Source organism: Novosphingobium sp. KA1, from assembly GCF_017309955.1.
Classification (GTDB): Bacteria; Pseudomonadota; Alphaproteobacteria; order Sphingomonadales; family Sphingomonadaceae; genus Novosphingobium.
Genome location: NZ_CP021247.1, coordinates 2413986 through 2435139, shown reverse-complemented (window position 1 = coordinate 2435139; position 21154 = coordinate 2413986). Strand labels below are relative to the sequence as shown.

The 21154-nt window shown below is 64.7% G+C and carries 22 protein-coding genes; 7 read left to right on the top strand and 15 right to left on the bottom strand.

Annotated features, from left to right (window positions below; all coding sequences use genetic code 11):
* Position 1: 1 nt before the first annotated feature.
* The 9 genes from rplP to rpsJ all read right to left on the bottom strand — a co-directional run bounded on the left by rplP (position 2) and on the right by rpsJ (position 5008).
* Positions 2 to 436: a 50S ribosomal protein L16 gene (rplP, locus tag CA833_RS11700; protein WP_021233439.1), complete on the bottom strand. Its 435-nt coding sequence runs from the start codon at positions 434 to 436 to the stop codon at positions 2 to 4.
* 22 nt (positions 437 to 458) lie between these two features.
* The gene (gene rpsC, locus CA833_RS11695; RefSeq protein WP_142635107.1) at positions 459 to 1154 is read right to left on the bottom strand and encodes a 30S ribosomal protein S3; all 696 of its coding nucleotides are present in this window, start codon (positions 1152 to 1154) and stop codon (positions 459 to 461) included.
* A gap of 3 nt (positions 1155 to 1157) precedes the next feature.
* Complete coding sequence (rplV, locus tag CA833_RS11690) at positions 1158 to 1535, bottom strand: 50S ribosomal protein L22 (protein ID WP_132386855.1); 378 nt, start codon at positions 1533 to 1535, stop codon at positions 1158 to 1160.
* On the bottom strand, positions 1532 to 1813 hold the full coding sequence (rpsS, locus tag CA833_RS11685; RefSeq protein ID WP_142635109.1) for a 30S ribosomal protein S19: 282 nt from the start codon (positions 1811 to 1813) through the stop codon (positions 1532 to 1534). The genes rplV and rpsS overlap by 4 nt, the downstream gene beginning before the upstream one ends.
* Positions 1814 to 1819: 6 nt before the next feature.
* Positions 1820 to 2656, bottom strand: coding sequence for a 50S ribosomal protein L2 (gene rplB, locus CA833_RS11680; protein WP_142635111.1), 837 nt, complete (start codon positions 2654 to 2656; stop codon positions 1820 to 1822).
* A gap of 5 nt (positions 2657 to 2661) precedes the next feature.
* Complete coding sequence (locus CA833_RS11675) at positions 2662 to 2970, bottom strand: 50S ribosomal protein L23 (protein WP_142635113.1); 309 nt, start codon at positions 2968 to 2970, stop codon at positions 2662 to 2664.
* Complete coding sequence (rplD, locus tag CA833_RS11670; RefSeq protein WP_142635115.1) at positions 2963 to 3589, bottom strand: 50S ribosomal protein L4; 627 nt, start codon at positions 3587 to 3589, stop codon at positions 2963 to 2965. The genes CA833_RS11675 and rplD overlap by 8 nt, the downstream gene beginning before the upstream one ends.
* A gap of 2 nt (positions 3590 to 3591) precedes the next feature.
* Positions 3592 to 4347, bottom strand: a complete 756-nt coding sequence (rplC, locus tag CA833_RS11665) for a 50S ribosomal protein L3 (RefSeq protein WP_207078133.1) — start codon at positions 4345 to 4347, stop codon at positions 3592 to 3594.
* A 349-nt stretch (positions 4348 to 4696) separates the two neighbouring features.
* Positions 4697 to 5008 (bottom strand): 30S ribosomal protein S10, encoded by a 312-nt coding sequence (gene rpsJ / locus CA833_RS11660; protein ID WP_007011873.1) that lies wholly within the window; start codon positions 5006 to 5008, stop codon positions 4697 to 4699.
* Between the two features lie 213 nt (positions 5009 to 5221).
* Here rpsJ and CA833_RS11655 point away from each other — a divergent pair, with 213 nt between their 5' ends.
* Entirely contained in the window at positions 5222 to 5722 is a 501-nt protein-coding gene (locus CA833_RS11655) for a hypothetical protein (RefSeq protein WP_207078132.1), read from the top strand.
* 100 nt (positions 5723 to 5822) lie between these two features.
* On the opposite strand, the gene tuf is transcribed toward CA833_RS11655, so the two are convergent.
* The 4 genes from tuf to rpsL all read right to left on the bottom strand — a co-directional run bounded on the left by tuf (position 5823) and on the right by rpsL (position 10252).
* Positions 5823 to 7013, bottom strand: coding sequence for an elongation factor Tu (gene tuf, locus CA833_RS11650; RefSeq protein ID WP_142635121.1), 1191 nt, complete (start codon positions 7011 to 7013; stop codon positions 5823 to 5825).
* Positions 7014 to 7103: 90 nt separating this feature from the next.
* The gene (gene fusA, locus CA833_RS11645; protein ID WP_142635123.1) at positions 7104 to 9188 is read right to left on the bottom strand and encodes an elongation factor G; all 2085 of its coding nucleotides are present in this window, start codon (positions 9186 to 9188) and stop codon (positions 7104 to 7106) included.
* A gap of 129 nt (positions 9189 to 9317) precedes the next feature.
* Positions 9318 to 9788, bottom strand: a complete 471-nt coding sequence (gene rpsG, locus CA833_RS11640) for a 30S ribosomal protein S7 (RefSeq protein ID WP_142635125.1) — start codon at positions 9786 to 9788, stop codon at positions 9318 to 9320.
* Positions 9789 to 9880: 92 nt separating this feature from the next.
* Positions 9881 to 10252, bottom strand: coding sequence for a 30S ribosomal protein S12 (rpsL, locus tag CA833_RS11635; protein ID WP_007011879.1), 372 nt, complete (start codon positions 10250 to 10252; stop codon positions 9881 to 9883).
* Positions 10253 to 11173: 921 nt separating this feature from the next.
* Between rpsL and CA833_RS11630 the strand changes: the two genes are divergently transcribed.
* Both CA833_RS11630 and CA833_RS11625 read left to right on the top strand, forming a co-directional pair.
* Complete coding sequence (locus tag CA833_RS11630) at positions 11174 to 12274, top strand: OmpA family protein (protein ID WP_207078131.1); 1101 nt, start codon at positions 11174 to 11176, stop codon at positions 12272 to 12274.
* 185 nt (positions 12275 to 12459) lie between these two features.
* Positions 12460 to 13134: a hypothetical protein gene (locus tag CA833_RS11625; RefSeq protein ID WP_242526051.1), complete on the top strand. Its 675-nt coding sequence runs from the start codon at positions 12460 to 12462 to the stop codon at positions 13132 to 13134.
* Between the two features lie 107 nt (positions 13135 to 13241).
* Here CA833_RS11625 and CA833_RS11620 read toward each other — a convergent pair whose 3' ends face one another.
* Both CA833_RS11620 and CA833_RS11615 read right to left on the bottom strand, forming a co-directional pair.
* Positions 13242 to 14612, bottom strand: a complete 1371-nt coding sequence (locus CA833_RS11620; RefSeq protein ID WP_370584579.1) for an SRPBCC family protein — start codon at positions 14610 to 14612, stop codon at positions 13242 to 13244.
* A gap of 192 nt (positions 14613 to 14804) precedes the next feature.
* Positions 14805 to 17273, bottom strand: coding sequence for a PhoX family phosphatase (locus CA833_RS11615; RefSeq protein ID WP_207078129.1), 2469 nt, complete (start codon positions 17271 to 17273; stop codon positions 14805 to 14807).
* Positions 17274 to 17976: 703 nt separating this feature from the next.
* Between CA833_RS11615 and CA833_RS11610 the strand changes: the two genes are divergently transcribed.
* The 4 genes from CA833_RS11610 to CA833_RS11595 all read left to right on the top strand — a co-directional run bounded on the left by CA833_RS11610 (position 17977) and on the right by CA833_RS11595 (position 21087).
* The gene (locus CA833_RS11610) at positions 17977 to 19062 is read left to right on the top strand and encodes a 4-oxalomesaconate tautomerase (RefSeq protein ID WP_185928598.1); all 1086 of its coding nucleotides are present in this window, start codon (positions 17977 to 17979) and stop codon (positions 19060 to 19062) included.
* A 260-nt stretch (positions 19063 to 19322) separates the two neighbouring features.
* Entirely contained in the window at positions 19323 to 19871 is a 549-nt protein-coding gene (locus CA833_RS11605) for a cytochrome c (RefSeq protein ID WP_207078128.1), read from the top strand.
* Entirely contained in the window at positions 19868 to 20536 is a 669-nt protein-coding gene (locus CA833_RS11600) for a cytochrome b/b6 domain-containing protein (RefSeq protein ID WP_207078127.1), read from the top strand. The genes CA833_RS11605 and CA833_RS11600 overlap by 4 nt, the downstream gene beginning before the upstream one ends.
* An 11-nt stretch (positions 20537 to 20547) precedes the next feature.
* The gene (locus CA833_RS11595; RefSeq protein ID WP_142635137.1) at positions 20548 to 21087 is read left to right on the top strand and encodes a CPBP family glutamic-type intramembrane protease; all 540 of its coding nucleotides are present in this window, start codon (positions 20548 to 20550) and stop codon (positions 21085 to 21087) included.
* Positions 21088 to 21154 lie beyond the last annotated feature (67 nt).

The window sequence follows — 21154 nt, the reverse complement described above, 5'->3', positions numbered from 1 at the left end:
CTTACTCGCCGCCAAGGTGCGAGGTGTCGCCGAGGCGAGCAACGACCTTGGTCTTGATCGGCAGCTTCATCGCAGCACGGCTGAACGCCTCGGCTGCGAGCGGGCCAGCGACGCCATCCAGTTCGAACAGGATGCGGCCCGGCTTGACACGGGCAGCCCAGTATTCGACCGAACCCTTGCCCTTACCCTGACGGACTTCAGCAGGCTTCTTCGAAACCGGCACGTCGGGGAAAACGCGGATCCAGAGACGGCCCTGGCGCTTGATGTGACGCGTGATCGCGCGGCGGGCCGCTTCGATCTGGCGAGCGGTGATCCGCTCCGGCTCGAGGGCCTTGAGGCCGTACGAGCCGAAGTTCAGGTCGGTGCCACCCTTGGCATCACCCTTGATCCGGCCTTTGAAGGCTTTGCGGAACTTGGTCTTCTTCGGTTGCAGCATGGTGCTTACTCTATCCTAAGCCTCAACGCGCGGGACGAACGCCGGAGGTCTGAGCCTCCAGCATCAGGCGGTCCTGCGCCGTCGGGTCGTGGCCCAGGATCTCACCCTTGAAGATCCAGACCTTGATGCCGATGATACCGTACGCGGTAAGCGCTTCGGCTTCAGCATAGTCGATGTTCGCACGCAGCGTGTGAAGCGGCACGCGACCTTCGCGGTACTGCTCGACGCGGGCGATTTCAGCGCCGCCGAGACGGCCACCGCACATGATCTTGACGCCTTCGGCGCCCAGACGCATCGCGGACTGCATCGCACGCTTCATCGCACGGCGGAAGGCCACACGACGGATCAGCTGATCGGCAATGCCCTGAGCGACGAGCTTGGCGTCGATTTCCGGCTTGCGGATTTCGACGATGTTCAGCTTCACTTCGCTGCCGGTCATCGTGGCCAGCTCCTTGCGGAGCTTCTCGATGTCAGCACCCTTCTTGCCGATGATCACACCGGGACGGGCTGCGTAGATCGAGATGCGGCACAGCTTGGCCGGACGCTCGATGACCACCTTCGAGATAGCGGCCTGGGGCAGCTTCGCGACGATGAACTTGCGGATCTTGAGGTCTTCCTCAAGCAGCTTGCCGTAGTCCCGGCCTTCCGCGAACCAGCGGCTGTCCCAGGTACGGTTGATCTGCAGACGCAGACCGATCGGATTGCTCTTATGACCCATGGATCAGGCCTCCTCGACTTCGCGAACGACGATCCGCAGGCGCGAAAACGGCTTGAGGATACGGGTGGACTTGCCGCGACCACGAGCGTGGAAACGCTTCATGGTGATCGACTTGCCGACCGACGCCTCGGCGACGACGAGAGCGTCGACGTCGAGGTTGTGGTTGTTTTCCGCATTCGCGATCGCCGAAGCGAGGATCTTACGAGCGTCCTGGGCCATCGCCTTCTTGGAGAAGGCCAGGATGTTCATCGCGTCCTCGACCTTGCGGCCACGGATAAGCGCGGCGACCAGGTTGAGCTTCTGGGCCGAACCACGGATGGTGGTGCCGACAGCCAGAGCTTCCTTTTCGCCTACGCGGCGGGGTGCTGCCTGCTTGCTCACTTGCGCTTACCCTTCTTGTCGGCAGCGTGACCCGGGAACGTGCGCGTGGGCGCGAATTCGCCGAGCTTGTGGCCGACCATGTCCTCGTTGACGGCAACGGGGATGAACTTGTGCCCGTTATAGACCTGGAAGGTCAGACCAACGAACTGCGGAAGGATGGTGGAGCGACGCGACCAGGTCTTGATCGGACCAGCGCGGGTGCCGGCATCCTGCGCGACCTCGGCCTTCTTGAGAAGGTACAGGTCGACGAAGGGGCCTTTCCAGACGGAACGTGCCATCGTGTCTTACCTCTTCTTCTTGGCGTGGCGCGAACGGATGATCATCTTGTCCGTCTGCTTGTTGTTGCGAGTGCGAGCGCCCTTGGTCGGCTTGCCCCACGGAGTGACCGGGTGACGGCCGCCCGAGGTACGGCCTTCACCACCACCGTGCGGGTGGTCGACCGGGTTCTTGGCAACACCGCGGGTAAGCGGACGGCGACCCAACCAACGGCCGCGACCGGCCTTGGCGAGGGTCTGGTTGGCGTTGTCGGGGTTCGACACGGCGCCAACGGTGCCCATGCAGTCGCCACGCAGGTAGCGCTGCTCACCCGAGTTAAGGCGAACGATGACCATGCCGCGGTCACGGCCGACGACCTGCACATACGTACCGGCCGAACGGGCAATCTGGCCGCCCTTGCCGGGCTTCATCTCGACGTTGTGGCAGATCGTGCCAACCGGCATCTGCGACAGAAGCATGGCGTTACCCGGCTTCACGTCGGTCTTTTCACCGGCGATCACGACGTCGCCGACGGCGAGACGCTGCGGCGCAATGATGTAAGCCAGTTCACCGTCGGTGTACTTCACGAGCGCGATGAACGCGGTGCGGTTGGGATCGTATTCGATACGCTCCACGGTCGCTTCCATGTCCCACTTACGACGCTTGAAATCGATGAAGCGGTACTTTTGCTTGTGACCACCGGCGATGCCACGCGAAGTGACATGACCCTTGTTGTTGCGGCCACCGGTCTTGTTCTTACCTTCGGTAAGCGCCTTGACCGGCTTGCCCTTCCACAGCGACGACTTGTCGACAAGGACCAGACCGCGGCGAGCGGGGCTGGTCGGGTTGTAGCTCTTAAGTGCCATCGGAATTAACCCCGCACGCCTTCGGTGATATCAATCGACTGACCTTCGGCCAGCGTGACGATCGCCTTCTTCACGTCGCTGCGGCGGTAAGCCTTACCGCGCCAGCGCTTGGTCTTACCCTTGACGTTCAGCGTGTTCACGCCGGTGACCTTGACGTCGAACAGAGCTTCGACGGCGGCCTTGATCTCGGGCTTGGTCGCCTTGTCAGCAACCTTGAAGACGACGGCGTTCTGTTCGGAAAGCAGAGTCGACTTCTCGGTGATGTGCGGCGAGAGGATCACGTCGTAGTGACGGATGTCCACGGTCTTAGCCATTGAAACGCGCCTCCAGCTTTTCGACAGCGGCGCGCGTCAGCACCAGCGTGTCGTGCTTCAGGATGTCGTAGACGTTCGCGCCGACAGCCGGGAGCACGTTCACGCCGACGATGTTGCGGGCAGCCAGGGCGAAGCCCTCGTTGACCTGCTCACCGTCCATGACGAGAACCTTCTTGCCGAAGTTCGCCTTGGCGAGCTGACCGGCGAGCGCCTTGGTCTTGGCGTCGGAAACGTCGAGCGAATCGACGATCACGAGACCGTTCTGAGCCTTGGCCGAAAGGGCCATCTTCAGACCGAGTGCACGGATCTTCTTGTTCAGCGAAATGTTGAACTCGCGGCGACGGGCACCGTGAGCCTTACCACCGCCGATAAACACCGGCGCTGCGCGGTCGCCGTGACGAGCGGAACCGCCGCCCTTCTGGTTACCGAACTTCTTACCGGTGCGGGCAACGTCCGAGCGCTCGCGGGTCGCGCGGGCAATGCCGCGACGGTTCTCGAGCTGCCAGGTGACGACGCGATGCAGGATGTCGGCGCGGGGCTCGAGACCGAACACGTCGTCCGACAGTTCGATGTCACCCTTGCCGGCGGTGCCGTCGAGGTTGAGGACCTGAACCTTCATGATTAGCCCTCCTGGCCTTCGGTCGCTTCGGGAGCCACGGCTTCAGCCGGGGTCACGGCAGCGGCCGTATCATTGGTGTTGGCAACCGATTTGATGCCGGCGGGGTACGGAGCCTCTGCGTGACGGTCGACCTTGACGGCGTCCGAAACGGTGAGCCAGGCGTTCTTCGAACCCGGGACCGAGCCCTTGACGAAGATCAGGCCACGCTCGTCGTCCACGCGGACGACTTCGAGGTTCTGCTGGGTGCGCTGACGGTCGCCCATGTGGCCGGCCATCTTCTTGTTCTTGAACACCTTGCCCGGATCCTGACGGTTACCCGTCGAACCGTGCGCACGGTGCGAGATCGAAACACCGTGGGTGGCGCGCATACCGCCGAAGCCCCAGCGCTTCATGGCGCCCTGGAAGCCCTTACCCTGAGTGTGGCCACCCACGTCGACCAGCTGGCCGGGCACGAAGTGCGAGGCAGCGATCGTGGCGCCAACTTCGAGGAGGGCGTCGTCGGCGACGCGGAATTCCGCAACGCGCATCTTGAGGGGAACCTGAGCCTTTGCGAAGTGCTCACGCTGCGGCTTGGCAACGTTCTTCTGCTTTGCTTCGCCCGCACCGAGCTGAACCGCGACGTAGCCGTCACGATCAGCAGTACGAACCGAAACCACCTGACAGTCTTCAAGTGCCAGGACAGTGACGGGCACGTGGCGACCGTCCTCCTGGAACAGGCGGGTCATCCCGACTTTCTTGGCGATCACGCCTGTACGCATGACCTTTCTCCTTACAGAGGCGTACGCAGGACCATCCCTCGTACGCGTGTCCAACCCTGTTATGATACGAACCCCGTCCGGGTCAGGTGTTCCCTGCAAGCCCAACACGGGCCGCGGAAACGAGACGGGGGACGCATTCCCGCCACTTCCCGAAGGAGACGGCGGAGGTATCCCTTGTGTCCCCCTTGCGGCATTCCGCCTGGGGCGCTGTCTCTGCAAACTTTCGTTCGCAAAGCCGGCCACATGGCCGACAAGGTAATCAGGATCCGAGGATCCGAATTTCACCGATCGTTTTAAGTCCGATCAAAAGACTGCAGGGGCGACCTCAAAGGCCACCCCATAAACCGGCTTAGGCCAGCTTGATCTCGACGTTCACGCCGGCAGCCAGGTCAAGCTTCATCAGAGCGTCGACGGTTGCTGCGTTCGGCTGCACGATGTCAAGCAGACGCTTGTAGGTGCGGACTTCGAACTGCTCACGCGACTTCTTGTCGATGTGCGGACCACGGTTAACCGTGAACTTCTCGATCTTGGTCGGGAGCGGAATGGGCCCACGAATCAGAGCGCCGGTGCGGCGGGCCGTGTCGGCGATCTCGCCAGTGGCCTGGTCGAGCACGCGATGGTCAAACGCCTTGAGGCGGATACGGATGTTCTGAGCTTCCATTACCTACTACCGATGAGAAAGAGCCAAAGGACCAAAGTCCAGTCAAATTCGAACCGCGCCCCTACACGGCGAAAGCGAGTCGGGCAACCCCTGATTTCACGCAGTCCCGCAGGTTTTTTGGAGGCCACGGACGCCATTCGTCGCACCGGCCCTTCCCTGCCACTTACCCGTATCCTACGTTGATGGAGCGACGCCAAACAGAAGCCGCTTTCAATGCCCTCCATCATCACGACAATTCCCAGCGTGTTTGTCGCGCTGACTCTTGGATGCCTGTCACCGGGCGCCGTTGCAGCCGACGGCTCCACCTACGCCCCCGGCGAAACCAATGCTCCCGCCAACCTCGAAGACACCGACGTACTCACCACCCACGCCGCCATGCCCGATACCACGGCAGGCGCCGTGGACGACGCCTGCCGTGCAGCCGCCCGCGCCAGTAATGACGGCAATGACGGCACGATCGTCGTCTGCTCCCACGGCGGCGACGGCACCAGCCAGCGCGTCCCAACATCGAAATCCCTGGACGAAAGCACGCGCACGGGCGCGGCTTACCCACCTGATGTCGGACACCTGCCCGGCTGCCTAGGCCCCTGCATAACCATACCGTTCGGCCGCGTGCCGGAACCCGTCTACTACATCGACCTCAAGTCCATACCCGAAGCCCCCAAGGGCTCGGATGCATGGAAGATCGGACAGGGTGAGCTGCGAGCGCGGTAACGACGCCCGCAAAGACTCCGAACCCCATCAACGCGAAAAGCCCGGGCCTCCTTTCGGAAGCCCGGGCCAATCACTTTAGCCGTAGCTGCAGATCGACGAATTACTTCGTGATCGTGGCAACAACGCCCGAACCGACGGTGCGGCCGCCTTCGCGGATTGCGAAGCGGAGACCTTCGTCCATGGCGATCGGAGCGATCAGCTTCACCGACAGCGATACGTTGTCGCCAGGCATGACCATCTCGGTGCCCTCGGGGAGGATCACTTCGCCGGTCACGTCGGTGGTACGGAAGTAGAACTGCGGACGATAGTTCGCGAAGAACGGGGTGTGACGGCCGCCTTCGTCCTTCGACAGGACGTAGACTTCAGCCGAGAACTCGGTGTGCGGGGTCACGGTGCCCGGCTTGGCGAGAACCTGGCCACGCTCAACGTCGTCGCGCTTCAGGCCACGAACCAGCGCGCCGATGTTGTCGCCGGCTTCACCCTGGTCGAGCAGCTTGCGGAACATTTCGACGCCAGTGACGGTGGTCTTCTGCGTGTCGCGGATACCGACGACTTCGACTTCTTCACCAACCTTGATGATGCCGGTTTCGACGCGGCCGGTCACAACCGTACCACGGCCCGAGATCGAGAACACGTCTTCGACGGGCATCAGGAACGACTTGTCGGTCGGGCGCGGCGGCTGCGGGATGAAGTCGTCAACGGCCTTCATGAGCTCGAGGATCGAGTTCTTGCCGATTTCGTCGTCACGGCCTTCAAGAGCGGCGAGAGCCGAACCCTTGATGACGGGGATGTTGTCGCCGTCGAAGTCGTACGACGAGAGCAGTTCGCGAACTTCGAGTTCGACGAGCTCGAGCAGTTCCGGATCGTCGACCTGGTCGACCTTGTTCATGTACACGACGAGCTGCGGCACGCCGACCTGGCGAGCAAGCAGGATGTGCTCGCGGGTCTGCGGCATCGGGCCGTCAGCAGCGTTCACGACCAGGATAGCGCCGTCCATCTGGGCAGCACCGGTGATCATGTTCTTCACGTAGTCAGCGTGACCCGGGCAGTCGACGTGCGCGTAGTGACGGGCTTCGGTCTCGTACTCGACGTGAGCGGTCGAGATGGTGATGCCACGCTCGCGCTCTTCCGGAGCCTTGTCGATGTTCGCGAAGTCAACAGCTTCACCGCCGAACGTTTCCGACATCACCTTGGTGATGGCGGCCGTCAGCGTGGTCTTGCCGTGGTCAACGTGACCGATGGTGCCGATGTTGCAGTGCGGCTTGTTCCGCTCGAATTTTGCCTTCGCCATTTTCAAACCTTCTTTGCTTGAATTGTAATCTGCGGGAATGTGAGGCAGCGCCCGCCGAAACAGGCGCCGCCCCTAGAATGATCTTGCCGATTAGGCAAGCTTCTCCTTGACCTCGGCCGCGACGTTCGCCGGAACCTCGTCGTAGTGGGAGAAGATCATCGAGTAGTTTGCACGACCCTGGGTGAACGAGCGGAGCTGGTTCACGTAGCCGAACATGTTCGCGAGCGGAACCATCGACTCGACAACCTGTGCGTTACCACGGCTGTCGGTACCCTGGATCTGGCCACGACGGCTGTTCATGTCGCCGATGACGTCGCCGAGGTATTCCTCGGGGGTGACGACTTCGACCTTCATGATCGGTTCGAGCAGCTTGATGCCGGCCTTCTGGGCGACTTCACGCATGGCACCGCGACCGGCGATTTCGAAGGCAAGAGCCGACGAGTCGACGTCGTGGTAGGCACCGTCATAGAGGACGATGTCGAAGTCGATGATCGGGAAGCCGACCAGCGAGCCCGAGGCAGCGGTTTCGCGCATGCCCTTTTCGATCGCGGGGATATATTCCTTCGGAATGTTACCGCCCTTGATCTCGTCCTTGAAGGTGATGCCTGCACCGCGCTCGCCCGGCGTGACCTTGATCTTCACGCGACCGAACTGACCGGTACCACCCGACTGCTTCTTGTGGGTGTAGTCCACGTCGACAGCCTTGGCGAGGTATTCGCGGTAGGCGACCTGCGGAGCGCCGACGTTGGCTTCGACCTTGAACTCGCGACGCATACGGTCGACGATGATGTCCAGGTGAAGTTCGCCCATGCCCTTGATGATCGTCTGGCCCGACTCGTGGTCGGTCGTGACGCGGAACGAGGGATCCTCAGCCGAGAGACGGTTGAGCGCAACGCCCATCTTCTCCTGGTCGGCCTTGGTCTTCGGTTCGACCGACAGTTCGATAACCGGCTCGGGGAACTCCATGCGCTCGAGAACGATCGGCGCCTTTTCCGCGCAGAGCGTGTCGCCCGTGGTGGTTTCCTTCATGCCGGCCAGCGCAACGATGTCGCCCGCGTAGGCCTCGTCGATGTCCTTACGGTCATTGGCGTGCATCTCGAGGATACGGCCAACCTTTTCCTTCTTGCCCTTCACCGAATTCAGGTACGAACCCTTCGAGAGCGTGCCCGAGTAGATGCGGCAGAAGGTGAGCGAACCGACGAACGGGTCGTTCATGACCTTGAAGGCGAGCGCCGAGAACGGAGCGTCGTCCTTGGGCGGACGGCTGTCAGCTTCGTCGCTGTCGACCTTGACGCCCTGGACATCTTCGATGTCGAGCGGCGAAGGAAGGTAGTCGACGACGGCGTCGAGCAGGGGCTGAACGCCCTTGTTCTTGAACGCCGAACCGCAGACGACCGGTACGAACGCATGGCCCAGCGTACCCTTGCGGATCAGCTTCTTGAGCGTTGCAACGTCGGGCTCGTTGCCTTCGAGATAGGCTTCCATCGCCTCGTCGTCCTGTTCGACGGCGAGTTCGATCAGCTTGGTGCGGTACTCGGCAGCTTCGTCAGCCAGGTCAGCCGGGATTTCTTCGTAGAAGAATTCGGCGCCGAGCGATTCGTCCTTCCAGACGATCGCACGGTTGTGAACCAGATCGACCAGGCCCTTCAGATCCGATTCGAGACCGATCGGAATGTAGAGCACGGCCGGCGTCGCACCGAGGCGGTCGATGATCGACTGCACGCAGTACTTGAAGTTCGCGCCGGTGCGGTCGAGCTTGTTGATGAAGCACATGCGCGGAACGCCGTACTTGTCGGCCTGGCGCCACACGGTTTCCGACTGCGGCTCAACGCCGGCGACGCCGTCGAAGCAGGCGACCGCACCGTCGAGCACGCGCAGCGAACGTTCGACTTCGATGGTGAAGTCGACGTGCCCGGGGGTGTCGATGATGTTGATGCGGTATTCCTGGCCCTCGGACGTCCAGAAGCAGGTGGTCGCAGCCGAGGTGATGGTGATGCCGCGTTCCTGCTCCTGCTCCATCCAGTCCATGGTAGCAGCGCCGTCGTGGACTTCGCCGATCTTGTAGGACTTGCCGGTGTAGTAGAGGATACGCTCGGTCGTGGTGGTCTTACCGGCGTCGATATGCGCCATAATACCGATGTTACGGTACATATTGAGCGGATGGCTGCGTGCCATGGTGAGTGTCCTTAGCAGGAGTGTTTCGGGAGCGAGGCGGCCTTCAGATAAGACCTCGCCCCCTGAAATAAAAGTGTGACGCCCGGATGACCGCCCAAGGGCAATCGAATCCGGGGCCACACGCTCACATTACCAGCGGTAGTGCGAGAAGGCGCGGTTCGCGTCCGCCATGCGGTGCGTGTCTTCGCGCTTCTTCACGGCGTTGCCGCGGTTGTTGGCGGCGTCGAGCAGTTCGCCCGAGAGACGCGCAGCCATGGTGGTTTCGGGGCGGTTGCGGGCCGCGGTGATCAGCCAGCGGATGGCCAGGGCCTGGGCGCGCTCGGGGCGCACTTCGACCGGGACCTGGTAGGTCGCACCACCGACGCGGCGGCTGCGGACTTCGATCTGCGGCTTCACGTTGTTCAGGGCATCGTGGAACAGCTGGACCGGATCGGCCTTGGCGCGCGTTTCCATGGTGTCGAGAGCACCGTAGACGATCGATTCAGCGACCGACTTCTTGCCGTCGAGCATGAGGTTGTTCATGAACTTCGACAGGGTCTGATCACCGAACTTCGGATCAGGCAGGATTTCCCGCTTCTCGGGACGACGACGACGTGACATCGTTGGTATTCCTTGTTCTTTCGGGCGGGAGCGTGAGCATCACCGGCCGGTAAATCGTGTACCGTGCGAGGCGCGAGGCCCCGCGCACCGGCTTACTTCGGACGCTTGGCGCCGTACTTCGAGCGCGACTGCTTGCGATCCTTGACGCCCTGCGTGTCGAGCACGCCGCGCAGGATGTGGTAGCGCACGCCGGGAAGGTCGCGAACGCGGCCGCCGCGGATGAGCACGACCGAGTGCTCCTGAAGGTTGTGGCCTTCACCGGGGATGTACGAGATGACTTCGCGGCTGTTGGTCAGACGGACCTTGGCGACCTTGCGGAGAGCCGAGTTCGGCTTCTTCGGGGTCGTGGTGTAGACGCGGGTGCAGACGCCGCGCTTCTGAGGGTTCTGCTCCATGGCAGGAACCTTCGACTTGGCCTTCTGCGGCTCGCGGCCCTTGCGGACCAGCTGGTTGATAGTGGGCATCTATACTCTTCTTTCGAATTTTGGAGTGCGATGGATCCGGACCGAAATGCCCGGACAGACCGGATCGGCACGGACCCGTCGCACCCCGGGGTCTCCGGGCCGACGCCATTCGAAAGGGAAGAGTGAGATCATGTACGGCGGACACTTCGAAAACCGCATCGCCATCCCCGCAAGCGCCGGGACTGCTGCCGATTTACGCCCGCCTTTTGGCGGGAACCGCTGCACATGAGCCGAAAAACACTCCACCCGGCCGATCAGGCGCCGGATTACTTTGCCACCGCTTCCGCAAGACCCCACCCCGATTCGGGCATGCAGCTCCCGCAGGGGCCGACTGCCAGCAAACGGCAGGAAAACCCCGGAAAAGCAGACGTGACAACGTTCAGCTCTATGTCGTTCCCCGGGGACATGCCCACAGGAGATGGGCGCCCTTAGGAGATTTGGGCACGGCGGTCAAGGATTTCAGGGCCCGCCCCGGCAGCGCCCGCAGGGGCATTTTCCCGGCGCCGCCAGCCCGCCACCCCCGGTCAGGCGCCTCCCGGCCAGACACCACCCGGTCAGCCACCGCCGCGCCCTGTTGCACTTCAGCAACAACAAGCCCGCCGAACACCCCGATTCCCGCCCGCGACGCCCGCGCGGCAGCCCAACGGACCATACAAAAGTAGCAATCCCCCACCGAACCGCAAAATCCGCCCCTCCCGGCACAAATTATCGCGCCACTTCATGACCTTGCCCTTCCGCCTCAGGGAAACCACCCGGACCGCCCGCGGGATTTCCCGGCGCCGCCCCCCGAACATAAATCACTTGAAGCAAGGGTTATCTAAACAGGCAGTCATGACTGTTCTGATTTTGAGAATCTTATTGTTGATTATCGGTTTTTTGCATGGGATTTATATGCAACCGACGAATAGACAGGGATGCGATGTGAAGAAAATCACGCTTTTGCTCGCCATGTCGTCCTCTTTCCTGGCAACCTCTGCCTGGGCACGGGATGACAGCTTCTACATCGAGCTGGACGGGGGCGTCGTCTTTGCCGACACATTCAAGTTGCGCGAAGTCGATACCACCGATCCGCTGCGTTTCCGGCTGAAGCCCGATACCGGATATGATTTCGGCGGTATCGTCGGCTACGACTTCGGCGGATTCCGCATCGAGACCGAAGCCAGCTACCGCAGCGTCGGCAACAAGGACTTCCGGATCAGCGATTCCGAAGTCGGCGTGTTCGACGGGGATTCGCTGCACGGCCACAGTTCCGCGCTCAGCTTCATGGGCAACGCGCTGATCGACTTCGGCAAGGACGACGGCCTCCAGTTCTATGCCGGCGGCGGCGCCGGTATCGCCAAGATCGACCAGAAGATCAGCGTCGAGGATATTTCCGGCTCGGCCGTGCTGGTCAACGGCGACGACTGGGACTTCGCCTGGCAGGCGCTGGCGGGCTTCCGCGTGCCGATCGGCCAGACCGTGGATATCGGCGTGAAGTACCGCTACTTCAACATGCCGAGCTACCGGATCTACACCGACGACTTCGGCTACAAGGGTGAGTGGGCCTCGCATTCGGTGCTGGCGACGCTGACCTTCAACCTCGGCGCCAAGTCCGAGCCGGTCCCGCCGCCGCCGCCTCCCCCGCCGCCTCCGCCGCCGCCGCCCCCGCCGCCCCCGCCGCCCGAGGTGGTCTGCAACAAGGGGCCGTACATCGTGTTCTTCGACTGGGACAAGTCGGACATCACGCCCGAGGCGTCGAGCATCCTCGACAGCGCGATCACCGCATACGGCAACTGCGCCAATGTGCCGATCATGCTGGCGGGCCACACCGACCGTTCGGGTTCGGCCAGCTACAACGAAGGCCTCTCGGGGCGCCGCAACGACTCGGTCCGGGCCTACCTGACCAGCCACGGGGTGCCCGACGGCGCGATCTCCAGCCAGGCCTTCGGCGAAAGCCAGAACCGCGTTCCGACCGCCGACGGCGTGCGCGAACTGCAGAACCGCCGCGTGGAAATCACCTACGGTCCCGGTTCCGGCATGTAGTGTTCCTCCCACCGAGGAAGTCACGGAAAGGGGTCGGATCCGTCCGGCCCCTTTCTTTTTGCGCCCCCGGTGCCGGGCCGTGCGGCCCGCGGCGGCTGGTCAAACCGTTTTCCTACAGGGGGCAGCGCGCGATATACCGTCCCGCCAAGGGGAATTCGGGTTCACCACCAGAGCGAGGTTGCCGCATGTCCTCCACCAAGGCTTCGGATGTCGATACCAGCGTGCCTGCCAGTATGGGGGCCGGTAAGGGGGCGGGCTGCGCGTCCCGGCGGCCGGGACGGCGCACTGCCCGCACCGCCTTTTTCGAGGACGAGCCCGCGCCGGACGATCCCCTGCTGGGCTTTGCCCCCTATCTCCACAAGCAGCCGCGCCGCAACGCGATCACCCCCGAGCGCCAGCGCGCCTTCATCGCCGCGCTGGCGGCCAGCGGCATCGTCACCCAGGCGGCGCGCTCGATCGGTGCCTCGCTGGAAGCGCTCTACAAGCTGCGCGCGCTGCCCGGCGCGGAGGGGTTTGCCGCCGCCTGGGAAATGGCGATCGACCGGGGCATGGCGCGGCTGGAGGACTGCGCGCTGGAACGCGCGATCCGGGGCGAGGAGCGCCCGGTGGTGAGCCGGGGCTCGGTGGTGGCCACCTATACCCGGCACGATACCGCCCTGATGCTGTTCCTGCTGCGCCAGCGCCGCGCCCACCGCTACGGCGCGGATGCCGACCTGCGGCCCGGCTCGCCCGCCTACGAGCGCATCCGGGCGGAGATCGAGGCCGAGGTTCCCCCGCTCGAAGAAGTCCGCGCCTCGCTCAGGGCCAAAGTGGAACGCCTGCGCGAACAGGTCGAGGCGCGCCGGCGGCGGGACGGCTGATCCCCGGCACGGGCGCGCAGCGGATCGCGCCCACACCAGGCGGGCGGTAACGGGAGGCAGGGACGATCGCCCCTGCCCTTCCCCTTCTGCCCTATTTCACGTCTATCCTAGTCCACGTCCAGCAGCGTCGGCGCGCCCATGCCGTCCATGAAATTGGCCAGGTTGCGGTGGAGGTTGATGACCTTCTGCTCCTGGTGCGGATTGGGCAGCGGGCCGCGGAAGCCGCGCGACTTCATGCCCTTCTGCACGAATTCCATGTTGGCGAAGTCCTGCGCCAGCACCGCGCCCCAGTTCTCGCCGATGGGGTCGGCGTAGACCCATTCGGTCTTCGGCGCCTCGCCTTCGGGGAAGCGTTCGAGGGCGTAGCTTTCGAAGATGCACTTGTCCGGGTCGTCGCCATAGGGGCGCACCCGGTAGCACAGCGCAAAAGTCTCGCCGTGGAGGATGTTCTGGTTGGGGAACAAGCCCCAGGCAAGGCCGCCCTCCTTCTTGATCTCGGGCGGCACCTCGGGCCAGATCACCCCGCGCGCGGCATCGTCGGCCTTGGCGCTTTTCAGCCAGTGGGCAATGATCTCGCCGGGCGTCGCGGTCTCGGGCAGCTCGTCCACCAGGCGGCTGGCGGCGTTGACCAGCGTTTCGGTGGAGGCGGAGTAGTTCACCGTCTCGTAGTTCTCGCGAATCAGCTCGTACGTGGAGACGCGGGCGTCGTCTCCCTTGCCGGCGCGGGTGGTGCCGGCGCTCTCGCTCATCTGGAACTTCTCCTCGCGGGTGTCGTAGCTCGACACCGAATGGAGGCCGTACTGCTTCGAGAGCGCGTAGTAGTCACCATAGGCAAGCAGCTGCGTGTGGGTGCCGGCGACGTGGTAGGGTTCGAGGAAGGCCTCGATCGCGGTCTTCCAGTTGCAGTCGTAGATCGCCCACTGGCGCCACTTGTAGTCCATCCCGGCCAGGTCGAAATGATCGAGGATCTCGCCCGCGCGGCCCATCCACTCCTTCAGCGGCACCGCATCGGGGTCCATGGAGATGTAGATATAGCCGCCCCAGGTATCGACCTGCAGGTCCGACAGGCAGGTCATCTCGCGCGTCAGCTTGTTGTGCCAGTCCTGCGGGTCGAGGATGTAGGTGTTCTGGCCGTCCTGGTCGAATGTCCAGCCGTGGAAGCCGCAGACGAAGCTCCGGCGGTTGCTGCCACGCACATCGTGCACTTTGCCGGGCAGCATGCCGGGCACCGAAACGAGCTGGCGGCCGCGATGCGGGCAGACGTTGTGGAAGGCTTTCAGCGAGCCGTCGTCCTTGCGCAGGATGATGATCGATTCGTCGGCGACGTCGTAAGTCATCCAGTCGCCCGGGTTCGGCAGGTCGCTCTCGCGCTCCACCATCTGCCAGACCCTGGGCCATAGCAGCGTCTTTTCCGCCGCAAGGTAGTCCTTCGAGAGGAACGCAGTGGTGGGATAAGTGGCGAGGCGTTCCTCGTCCATGTCCTTGGCGGTCAGCGCGGCCGGCTTGTCGGTGCCCGTCTGTTTCACGTGGCCTCTCCTGTTATCAACAGGACTGTTCATTAAGCCATCACAAGAGCCGTTTCCAGACGGCGCCGCGTGCAACGCCCCGGCGATACAAACGGCAAAGGGCGCGCCGCAAGGCACGCCCTTCCCTTCATTCCGACCAACCGATCAGAGCGCGATAATGCCCCCGTCATCCTTGGTGATCGCCACGATCGCCGAGCGCGGGCGGACCGTTGCGGCGGCGGTGCCGGTCTGGCTGTCGGGCCAGTGGCTCGACGGCGCGGCGGCGGTGCCGTCCTCGCCCGGATGCTGGATGCCGACGAACAGCGTGCGCCCGTCCGGGGTCATGTCGATGCCGGTGATCTCGCACTGGACCGGGCCGACGAGGAAGCGCCGCAGCGTCGCCGCCGTTGCCGCTGCGCCCTGGTAGGTCGCCTGGGTGGCGGTGGCGCCGCCCGAGCCGGTGTTGGTGATGGTCTTCGCGCCGCCGTCGCCGACATGGCCGGGAAGCGCAGCCAGCAGCATGCAGTTGGTGCGGTCGGTCATCGCGCCGTCGTCGGTCTCGATCCACAGCACCGGGTTGATCTGCCCCGCCGGGTTGGTGGCGCGCGAGAAGTAGCAACCGTCCGGGCTGGAGAAGTCGTTGTCGGCGGTCAGGCCCGAGAGGTTCACTTGCGCCCCGGCATCGGCGGCATCGGCGCCGAACAGGTAGATGTCCCAGCGGAACGTGGTGGCCGCCGTGGTGTCTCCGGTTTCGCGCAGGCGGATGATGTGACCGTTGGGGTTGCCGTACTGCGCGCTGGCCGAGGCGCCCTTGGGGTCGTTGTAGTGGCGCGGGTTGGCCGCATCGGTGCCGGTGAGCGGACGCCCGGCGGCATTGTTGTTGGTGAGCGTGAGGTAGATCTCGCCGGTCACCGGGTTGCCGGCGGTCCATTCCGGACGGTCCATCGGCGTCGCCCCCACCGCGTCGGCGGCCAGGCGGGTGTTGACGAGGATGTCGGCCTGATCGGCAAACACGTATTCGGGATAAGCGCCGGTCGCCGGGCGGCTGGGCACCGAACCGAAGACCAGCGGCAGCCACTGCCCGGTCCCGTCGGCATTGAACTTCGCGACATAGAGCGTGCCCGCGTCGAGGTACTTGTCGCCCATCGCAAGGCGGCTGGTGCTGGCGGCATCGGCGGCGGCATAAGCGGCCGAGGACACGAACTTGTAGAGGTACTCACGGCGCGAATCGTCGCCCATGTAGACACCGAGCGGCTGCCCGGCCACGGCGCGCACGAAAGCCCCCTCATGCCCCATGCGGCCAAGCGCGGTGCGCTTGCGCGGGGTCGAGGCCGGGTCGTAGGGATCGATCTCGACCACCCAGCCATACTGGTTGAACTCGTTGCGATAGTCGTCGGTGGCCGCCGCGCCGGTGATCGTCGCGTTCCACTTGGTGTAGATCGAATCGGTCGCGCTGGCGGTGGACCAGGCGAAGTTGCCGGTGCGGCTGGTGACACCGTAGCGGCTGATCGCGGTCATCTCGCGCACGCTGCGCCTGGCATCGTCCGCCGCATCGCGGCGGAAGTAACCGGCCCAGTTCTCCTCGCAGGTCAGGTTGGAGGCCCAGGGCGTGATGCCGTTGGCGCAGTTGTTGATGGTGCCGCGCCCGGCGACGCCGGTGGCCGAATAGGCGGTGAACAGCAGCGAGGAACCGGCGGCGGGGCCGTGGAAGCTCATCGGCGTGTTCGGGGTGATGCGGCGGTTGAAGCTGCTGCCCTTGACGTAGGACCACTTGCGGCTGCCCGCGTCCTGGTATTCCGACACCGAAACGCCGTGCGCCTCGATCTCCTTGAGCGCCTCTGCCGCCGGACGCGGGCCGCTCGACACATTGGTCGGGCCATTGGGGTGCAGGTACTGGACGTTGAGGTTCTCGTGGTTCTGCACCATCAGGCCGCGCGCCGAGCTGCTGTCGTCACGCCCGCCCGCCGAGGACAGGCCGAAGAAGTGCAGCGCATCGCCGTGATCGCCGATGCGGTGGGCAAAATCGCTGTCGCTGCCGTCGTTGGCATAAGCCGCCGTGCCGGCCGACAGCGGATCGCCCAGACGGGTCATGACCGTCACCGAATAGCCCGAGGGCACCTTCACCACGTCCTCGAGGCTGTGCGGCACCGCCGCGAAGCCCAGCGCCGAAGGCGAGACGCGCACGGTGGTCTGGGCGGTGCGCGCCTGGCCGACCGGGGTCTTGGCGGTGAACGTGAAGACCAGATCGGTCGCCGCGCTGACGGCGGGCGCGATGAAGCTGACAACCGAACCCGTGCCGGTCAGCGTGACCGCGGTGCCCGAAGTCTGCGCCCACGAGGTGGCATAGGCCGCCTCGCCATCGGCCGGGCTGCCGGTAAGCGTCACCACCCGGCCCGAACTTGTCGCCGCATTGCTTCCCGCCGAGATTTCCAGCTTCTTGTCATCGTCGCCGTCGCCGCAGGCCGCCAGCACGGCGGTGCCCATGAACGCCATGGTCGTGGCGCCCGCACCGCGGAACAGCGCCTGTCGGCGCGAGTACCGCTGCGCGGCGAGGTCTTCGAGCGAGGTGACGCAAGTGGAATTGGTATCGACGTCGCCATCGCTATAGCCGCTGGCGGGAAGTTCCTGTGTCATGGATGTGCCCCTATTTTTGCAGGTCAAACAGTCGCGGGGCGATTGCTAGGGGCCTAACATGGCAATCCGACGCCATTTCGGTGTCAGAGAGAAGACCGATTCATGACGGTATTGCCGGTTTATTGCCTGTGGTCTTGCGGTGAGCCCGGGCGCCCGACCGCGCCCCGCCCGCTCCGCTCATCCTGAGCGGGCGGAGAGGTCTGATTTGGGTGGAAGCGGGCATTCATCTCCCACCACCACTTCGTCATTCCCGCGAAGGCGGGAATCCAGTCAACGCAGCGCTTCGAAGCCAAAGTCGGTGGCGAGATCGCGCCACTGCGGATTGCCTTCGAGTGTCCCTCATTGCGAGGTCGCCACTGGATTCCCGCCTTCGCGGGAATGACGAATGGAGTGAACAATCGGCAAGCCATCCGGGTTCAACGAACGTCTGCAACGGGGCGTACCCTGCCGTTCCGCGTTTAACCCACCCCCGCTCATCCTGAGCCTGTCGAAGCCCGCACGCAGCGCGTGACCATGCGCTGGTCAGGCGTCGACAGGCCCAGCCCAAGCAGGGATCCAAGGTCCGCTTCGGCCTTCCCGCCAGCCCCTGCCCGCGCGCCATGTTTAGCCAGAACCAATCGCGAATTGCCGCATCCGCCTTCCCTCGCCCGGCCCCGGAAAGGCAAGTACGCTCACGTCGATTCGATATTGCCGGGAGAGCGCCATGAGTGAAGCACGCGAAACCGAGGGCCTCCCCTGCATGTGGATGCGCGGCGGCACTTCGAAGGGCGGCTACTTCCTCAAGTCCGACCTCCCCGCCGATCCCGCGCAGCGCGATGCCTTCCTGCTTGCCGTGATGGGCTCGCCCGATCCGCGCCAGATCGACGGCATGGGCGGCGCCGATCCGCTGACCAGCAAGGTCGCGGTCGTTTCCAAATCCTCGCGCGAAGGCATCGACGTCGATTACCTGTTCCTGCAGGTCTTTGTTGACCAGGCGCTCGTCAGCGACCAGCAGAACTGCGGCAATATCCTCGCCGGCGTCGGCCCCTTTGCCATCGAGCGCGGGCTGATCGAAGCCAGGGGCGAGGAAACCGATGTCGCCATCTTCATGGAGAATACCGGGCAGGTCGCCGTCGCCACGGTGCAGACGCCGGGCGGCCCGGACGGTCATAGGGTGACCTACAAGGGCGATGCCAAGATCGACGGCGTGCCCGGCAGCCATGCGCCGGTGCCGCTGGAATTCCGCGACACCGCCGGCTCGTCGTGCGGCGCGCTGCTGCCCACCGGCAATGCGGCGGACGAAGTGAACGGCGTGCGCGTGACGCTCATCGACAACGGCATGCCCTGCGTCGTGATGAAGGCCGAGGACCTGGGCATCACCGGCTACGAGGACCGCGAGAGCCTCGATGCCAATACCGAGCTGAAGGCCAGGATCGAGGCCATCCGCCTTGCCGTGGGCGAGCGGATGAACCTCGGCGACGTCAAGGACAAGTCGGTCCCCAAGATGATGCTGGTCGCCCCGCCCCGGCATGGCGGCGCGGTGACCGTGCGCAGTTTCATTCCCCACCGCGCCCACGCCACCATCGGCGTGCTGGGTGCGGTCTCGGTGGCGACGGCCTGCCTGATCGAAGGCTCGCCCGCCGCCGAACTCGCCATATGCCCCGAGGGTCGCCGCAAGACGCTGTCGGTCGAACATCCGACCGGCGAGATGTCCTGTGTCCTCGAAGTGGACGAGGGCGGCGCCGTCACCAGCGCCGCCCTCCTTCGCACCGCACGCAAGCTGATGGATGGGACTGTCTTCGCGGGGTAAAGCCCGTTTGAAAAATGCCCGAAAGGGCATTTTTGAGGCGGCACCGGCCCACTCCCCCACCCGACCGCCCAACGATTGTACCCTAGTGGGTGGTCGGGTGGGGAGTGGGCCGGTGCCGCGAAATTCGCTCTTTCGCGAATTTCCAAACGAACCCGAATTTCGCCGGGGATTCCCAAATCCCCTCTTCGCAGCGCAACAATCCACGTTATCAAGGCTTCAAGGGATGCATAAGTGTCCCGCCTGACAGGAGTTGCCGCGCCATGACCCGAATCCCTGGGCCCCGTACCCTTACGGCCTCTGAACTCGCCCCCTCGAAACTCGTGCTTGCCGCCGCGATCGGCGCGCTCCTTGCCGTTTCCGCCTGCAAGGGCCCGCAGACCGCGCCCGACGGGTCCGCCGGGGCCTCCGATGCCGCCGTGGACGCCTCGGCCATCGTCAAGCAGCGCAAGGCGAACTTCAAGGACATCGGCAAGTCGAACAAGGTCGCCAAGGCCGCGCTCGAAAGCACCCCGCCGGACTTCGCCACCGCCTCGGCCGCCGCCGCCTCGATGAAGGACGACGCCGGCAAGATCCTCGGCCTGTTCCCCGAAGGCACCGGCCCCGACGCGGCCCCCAAGACCGAGGCCCTGCCCGCCGTCTGGCAGAAGCCCGGCGAATTCAAGGCCGCCGCCGACAAGCTCGCCAGCGCCGCCGACGCCCTGAAGACCGCCGCCGACGCCAAGGACCTGGTCGCCACCACCAAGGCGATGGGCGACATCGGCGGTGCCTGCAAGGGCTGCCACGAGCAGTTCCGAAAGAAGGACAAGTGAGCAACCCGGGCGGGGTCTCCACCCCGCTCTGGGATCTTCCCGTCCGCTTCATCCACTGGGCTTTCGTGGTGCTGATCCCGGCCCTGTGGTGGACCGCCGAGAACGGCCACATGACGTGGCACATGCAGATCGGCACGGTCATGCTGCAGCTGCTGGTAATCCGCGTGCTCTGGGGCTTCGTGGGCGGATCGACCGCGCGCTTCGCCGCCTTCGTGCGCGGCCCGCGCGCGGTGCTGGACCATTTGCGCGGCCGGACCGGCGCGGCCCCCACGGCCGGCCACAATGCCGCCGGCGGGTGGAGCGTGATCGCCCTGCTCGGCCTGCTGGGCCTGCAGGTCACCTTCGGCCTCCTTGCGGGCGACGAGGATGACGGGGTGACCGGCCCGCTCAACCATCTCGTCTCGTTCACCACCGCCGACCGCGCGACACAGCTGCATGAGCTGGGCTTCAACCTCATTCTCGCGCTTATCGTGCTCCATGTCGGCGCGGTGCTGTTCTACCGCTTCGTCAAGCGCGACAACCTGATCGCCCCGATGGTGACCGGCAAGCGCGACCTTCCCGCCGGAACCCGGGGCCTCGTCCGCGCGCCCGCCTGGCGGTTCTTCGCCTGCGTGGTGGCGGCCTGGCTGGTCGGCTGGGCGATCTGGAGCGGGGCCAAACCCTGAGCCCCTTTCCCTTGCGATCCGCGCTCCGCCTGATCCTCGCGCGCACCGGGCTGCACCTCCTTGCGCGCGAGCGCAAGGCCGCGCTCGCGGCAACGCTCGGCGCGGTGCTGGGGGTAAGCGCCTTCGTGCTCCTGCTCGACGGCGTGCTGTTCCGCCGCGCGCTGCCCGAGGGTTATGCCGCGCTGTTCACCGCGCCGCTGCTGCCGCGCATGCTGTTTTCCGCCGCCGGATCGATGCTGGAGGAAGTGCAGTACCGCCTGCTCCTGACCACCGCGCTGGCCGTGCTCGCCGCCGCCGCCAGCGCGCCGTTCACCCGCAGGCCGCTGCCGCCCTGGGCGCTGCTGCTGATCATCGCGGCGGTGCAACTGCTCAATGCCTGGACGGCGGTGTCCCATTACCCGCTCTACGGCGCCTTGCGCTTCTGGCTGGTCGGCTGCGTCTGGGGCCTGCTCTACTGGCGCCACGGCTTCCTTTCGGCCCTCGCCGGGCACGGACTGGTCCACCTGCTGCTCGACCCCGCCCTGCGCGCGCTGCTGCTCCTGACCGCGTGAGCGCCCCGGAGCGCCCCCCCGCAACCCATCTTGCCAATAGGGACATTGCACCCGCCTGATCCGATAC

What these genes read in the sequence shown, in the direction of transcription:
- rpsC (WP_142635107.1), bottom strand. Translation starts at nt 1,154, where the DNA reads ATGGGTCATAAGAGCAATCCGATCGGTCTGCGTCTGCAGATCAACCGT.
- CA833_RS11615 (WP_207078129.1), bottom strand. Translation starts at nt 17,273, where the DNA reads ATGACACAGGAACTTCCCGCCAGCGGCTATAGCGATGGCGACGTCGAT.
- rpsJ (WP_007011873.1), bottom strand. Translation starts at nt 5,008, where the DNA reads ATGGAAGCTCAGAACATCCGTATCCGCCTCAAGGCGTTTGACCATCGC.
- tuf (WP_142635121.1), bottom strand. Translation starts at nt 7,013, where the DNA reads ATGGCGAAGGCAAAATTCGAGCGGAACAAGCCGCACTGCAACATCGGC.
- CA833_RS11655 (WP_207078132.1), top strand. Translation starts at nt 5,222, where the DNA reads ATGCCCTCCATCATCACGACAATTCCCAGCGTGTTTGTCGCGCTGACT.
- CA833_RS11610 (WP_185928598.1), top strand. Translation starts at nt 17,977, where the DNA reads ATGAGTGAAGCACGCGAAACCGAGGGCCTCCCCTGCATGTGGATGCGC.
- rplD (WP_142635115.1), bottom strand. Translation starts at nt 3,589, where the DNA reads ATGAAGGTTCAGGTCCTCAACCTCGACGGCACCGCCGGCAAGGGTGAC.
- rpsS (WP_142635109.1), bottom strand. Translation starts at nt 1,813, where the DNA reads ATGGCACGTTCCGTCTGGAAAGGCCCCTTCGTCGACCTGTACCTTCTC.
- fusA (WP_142635123.1), bottom strand. Translation starts at nt 9,188, where the DNA reads ATGGCACGCAGCCATCCGCTCAATATGTACCGTAACATCGGTATTATG.
- rpsG (WP_142635125.1), bottom strand. Translation starts at nt 9,788, where the DNA reads ATGTCACGTCGTCGTCGTCCCGAGAAGCGGGAAATCCTGCCTGATCCG.
- rplP (WP_021233439.1), bottom strand. Translation starts at nt 436, where the DNA reads ATGCTGCAACCGAAGAAGACCAAGTTCCGCAAAGCCTTCAAAGGCCGG.
- CA833_RS11675 (WP_142635113.1), bottom strand. Translation starts at nt 2,970, where the DNA reads ATGGCTAAGACCGTGGACATCCGTCACTACGACGTGATCCTCTCGCCG.
- rplC (WP_207078133.1), bottom strand. Translation starts at nt 4,347, where the DNA reads ATGCGTACAGGCGTGATCGCCAAGAAAGTCGGGATGACCCGCCTGTTC.
- CA833_RS11625 (WP_242526051.1), top strand. Translation starts at nt 12,460, where the DNA reads ATGTCCTCCACCAAGGCTTCGGATGTCGATACCAGCGTGCCTGCCAGT.
- CA833_RS11605 (WP_207078128.1), top strand. Translation starts at nt 19,323, where the DNA reads ATGACCCGAATCCCTGGGCCCCGTACCCTTACGGCCTCTGAACTCGCC.
- rpsL (WP_007011879.1), bottom strand. Translation starts at nt 10,252, where the DNA reads ATGCCCACTATCAACCAGCTGGTCCGCAAGGGCCGCGAGCCGCAGAAG.
- rplB (WP_142635111.1), bottom strand. Translation starts at nt 2,656, where the DNA reads ATGGCACTTAAGAGCTACAACCCGACCAGCCCCGCTCGCCGCGGTCTG.
- CA833_RS11620 (WP_370584579.1), bottom strand. Translation starts at nt 14,612, where the DNA reads ATGGACGAGGAACGCCTCGCCACTTATCCCACCACTGCGTTCCTCTCG.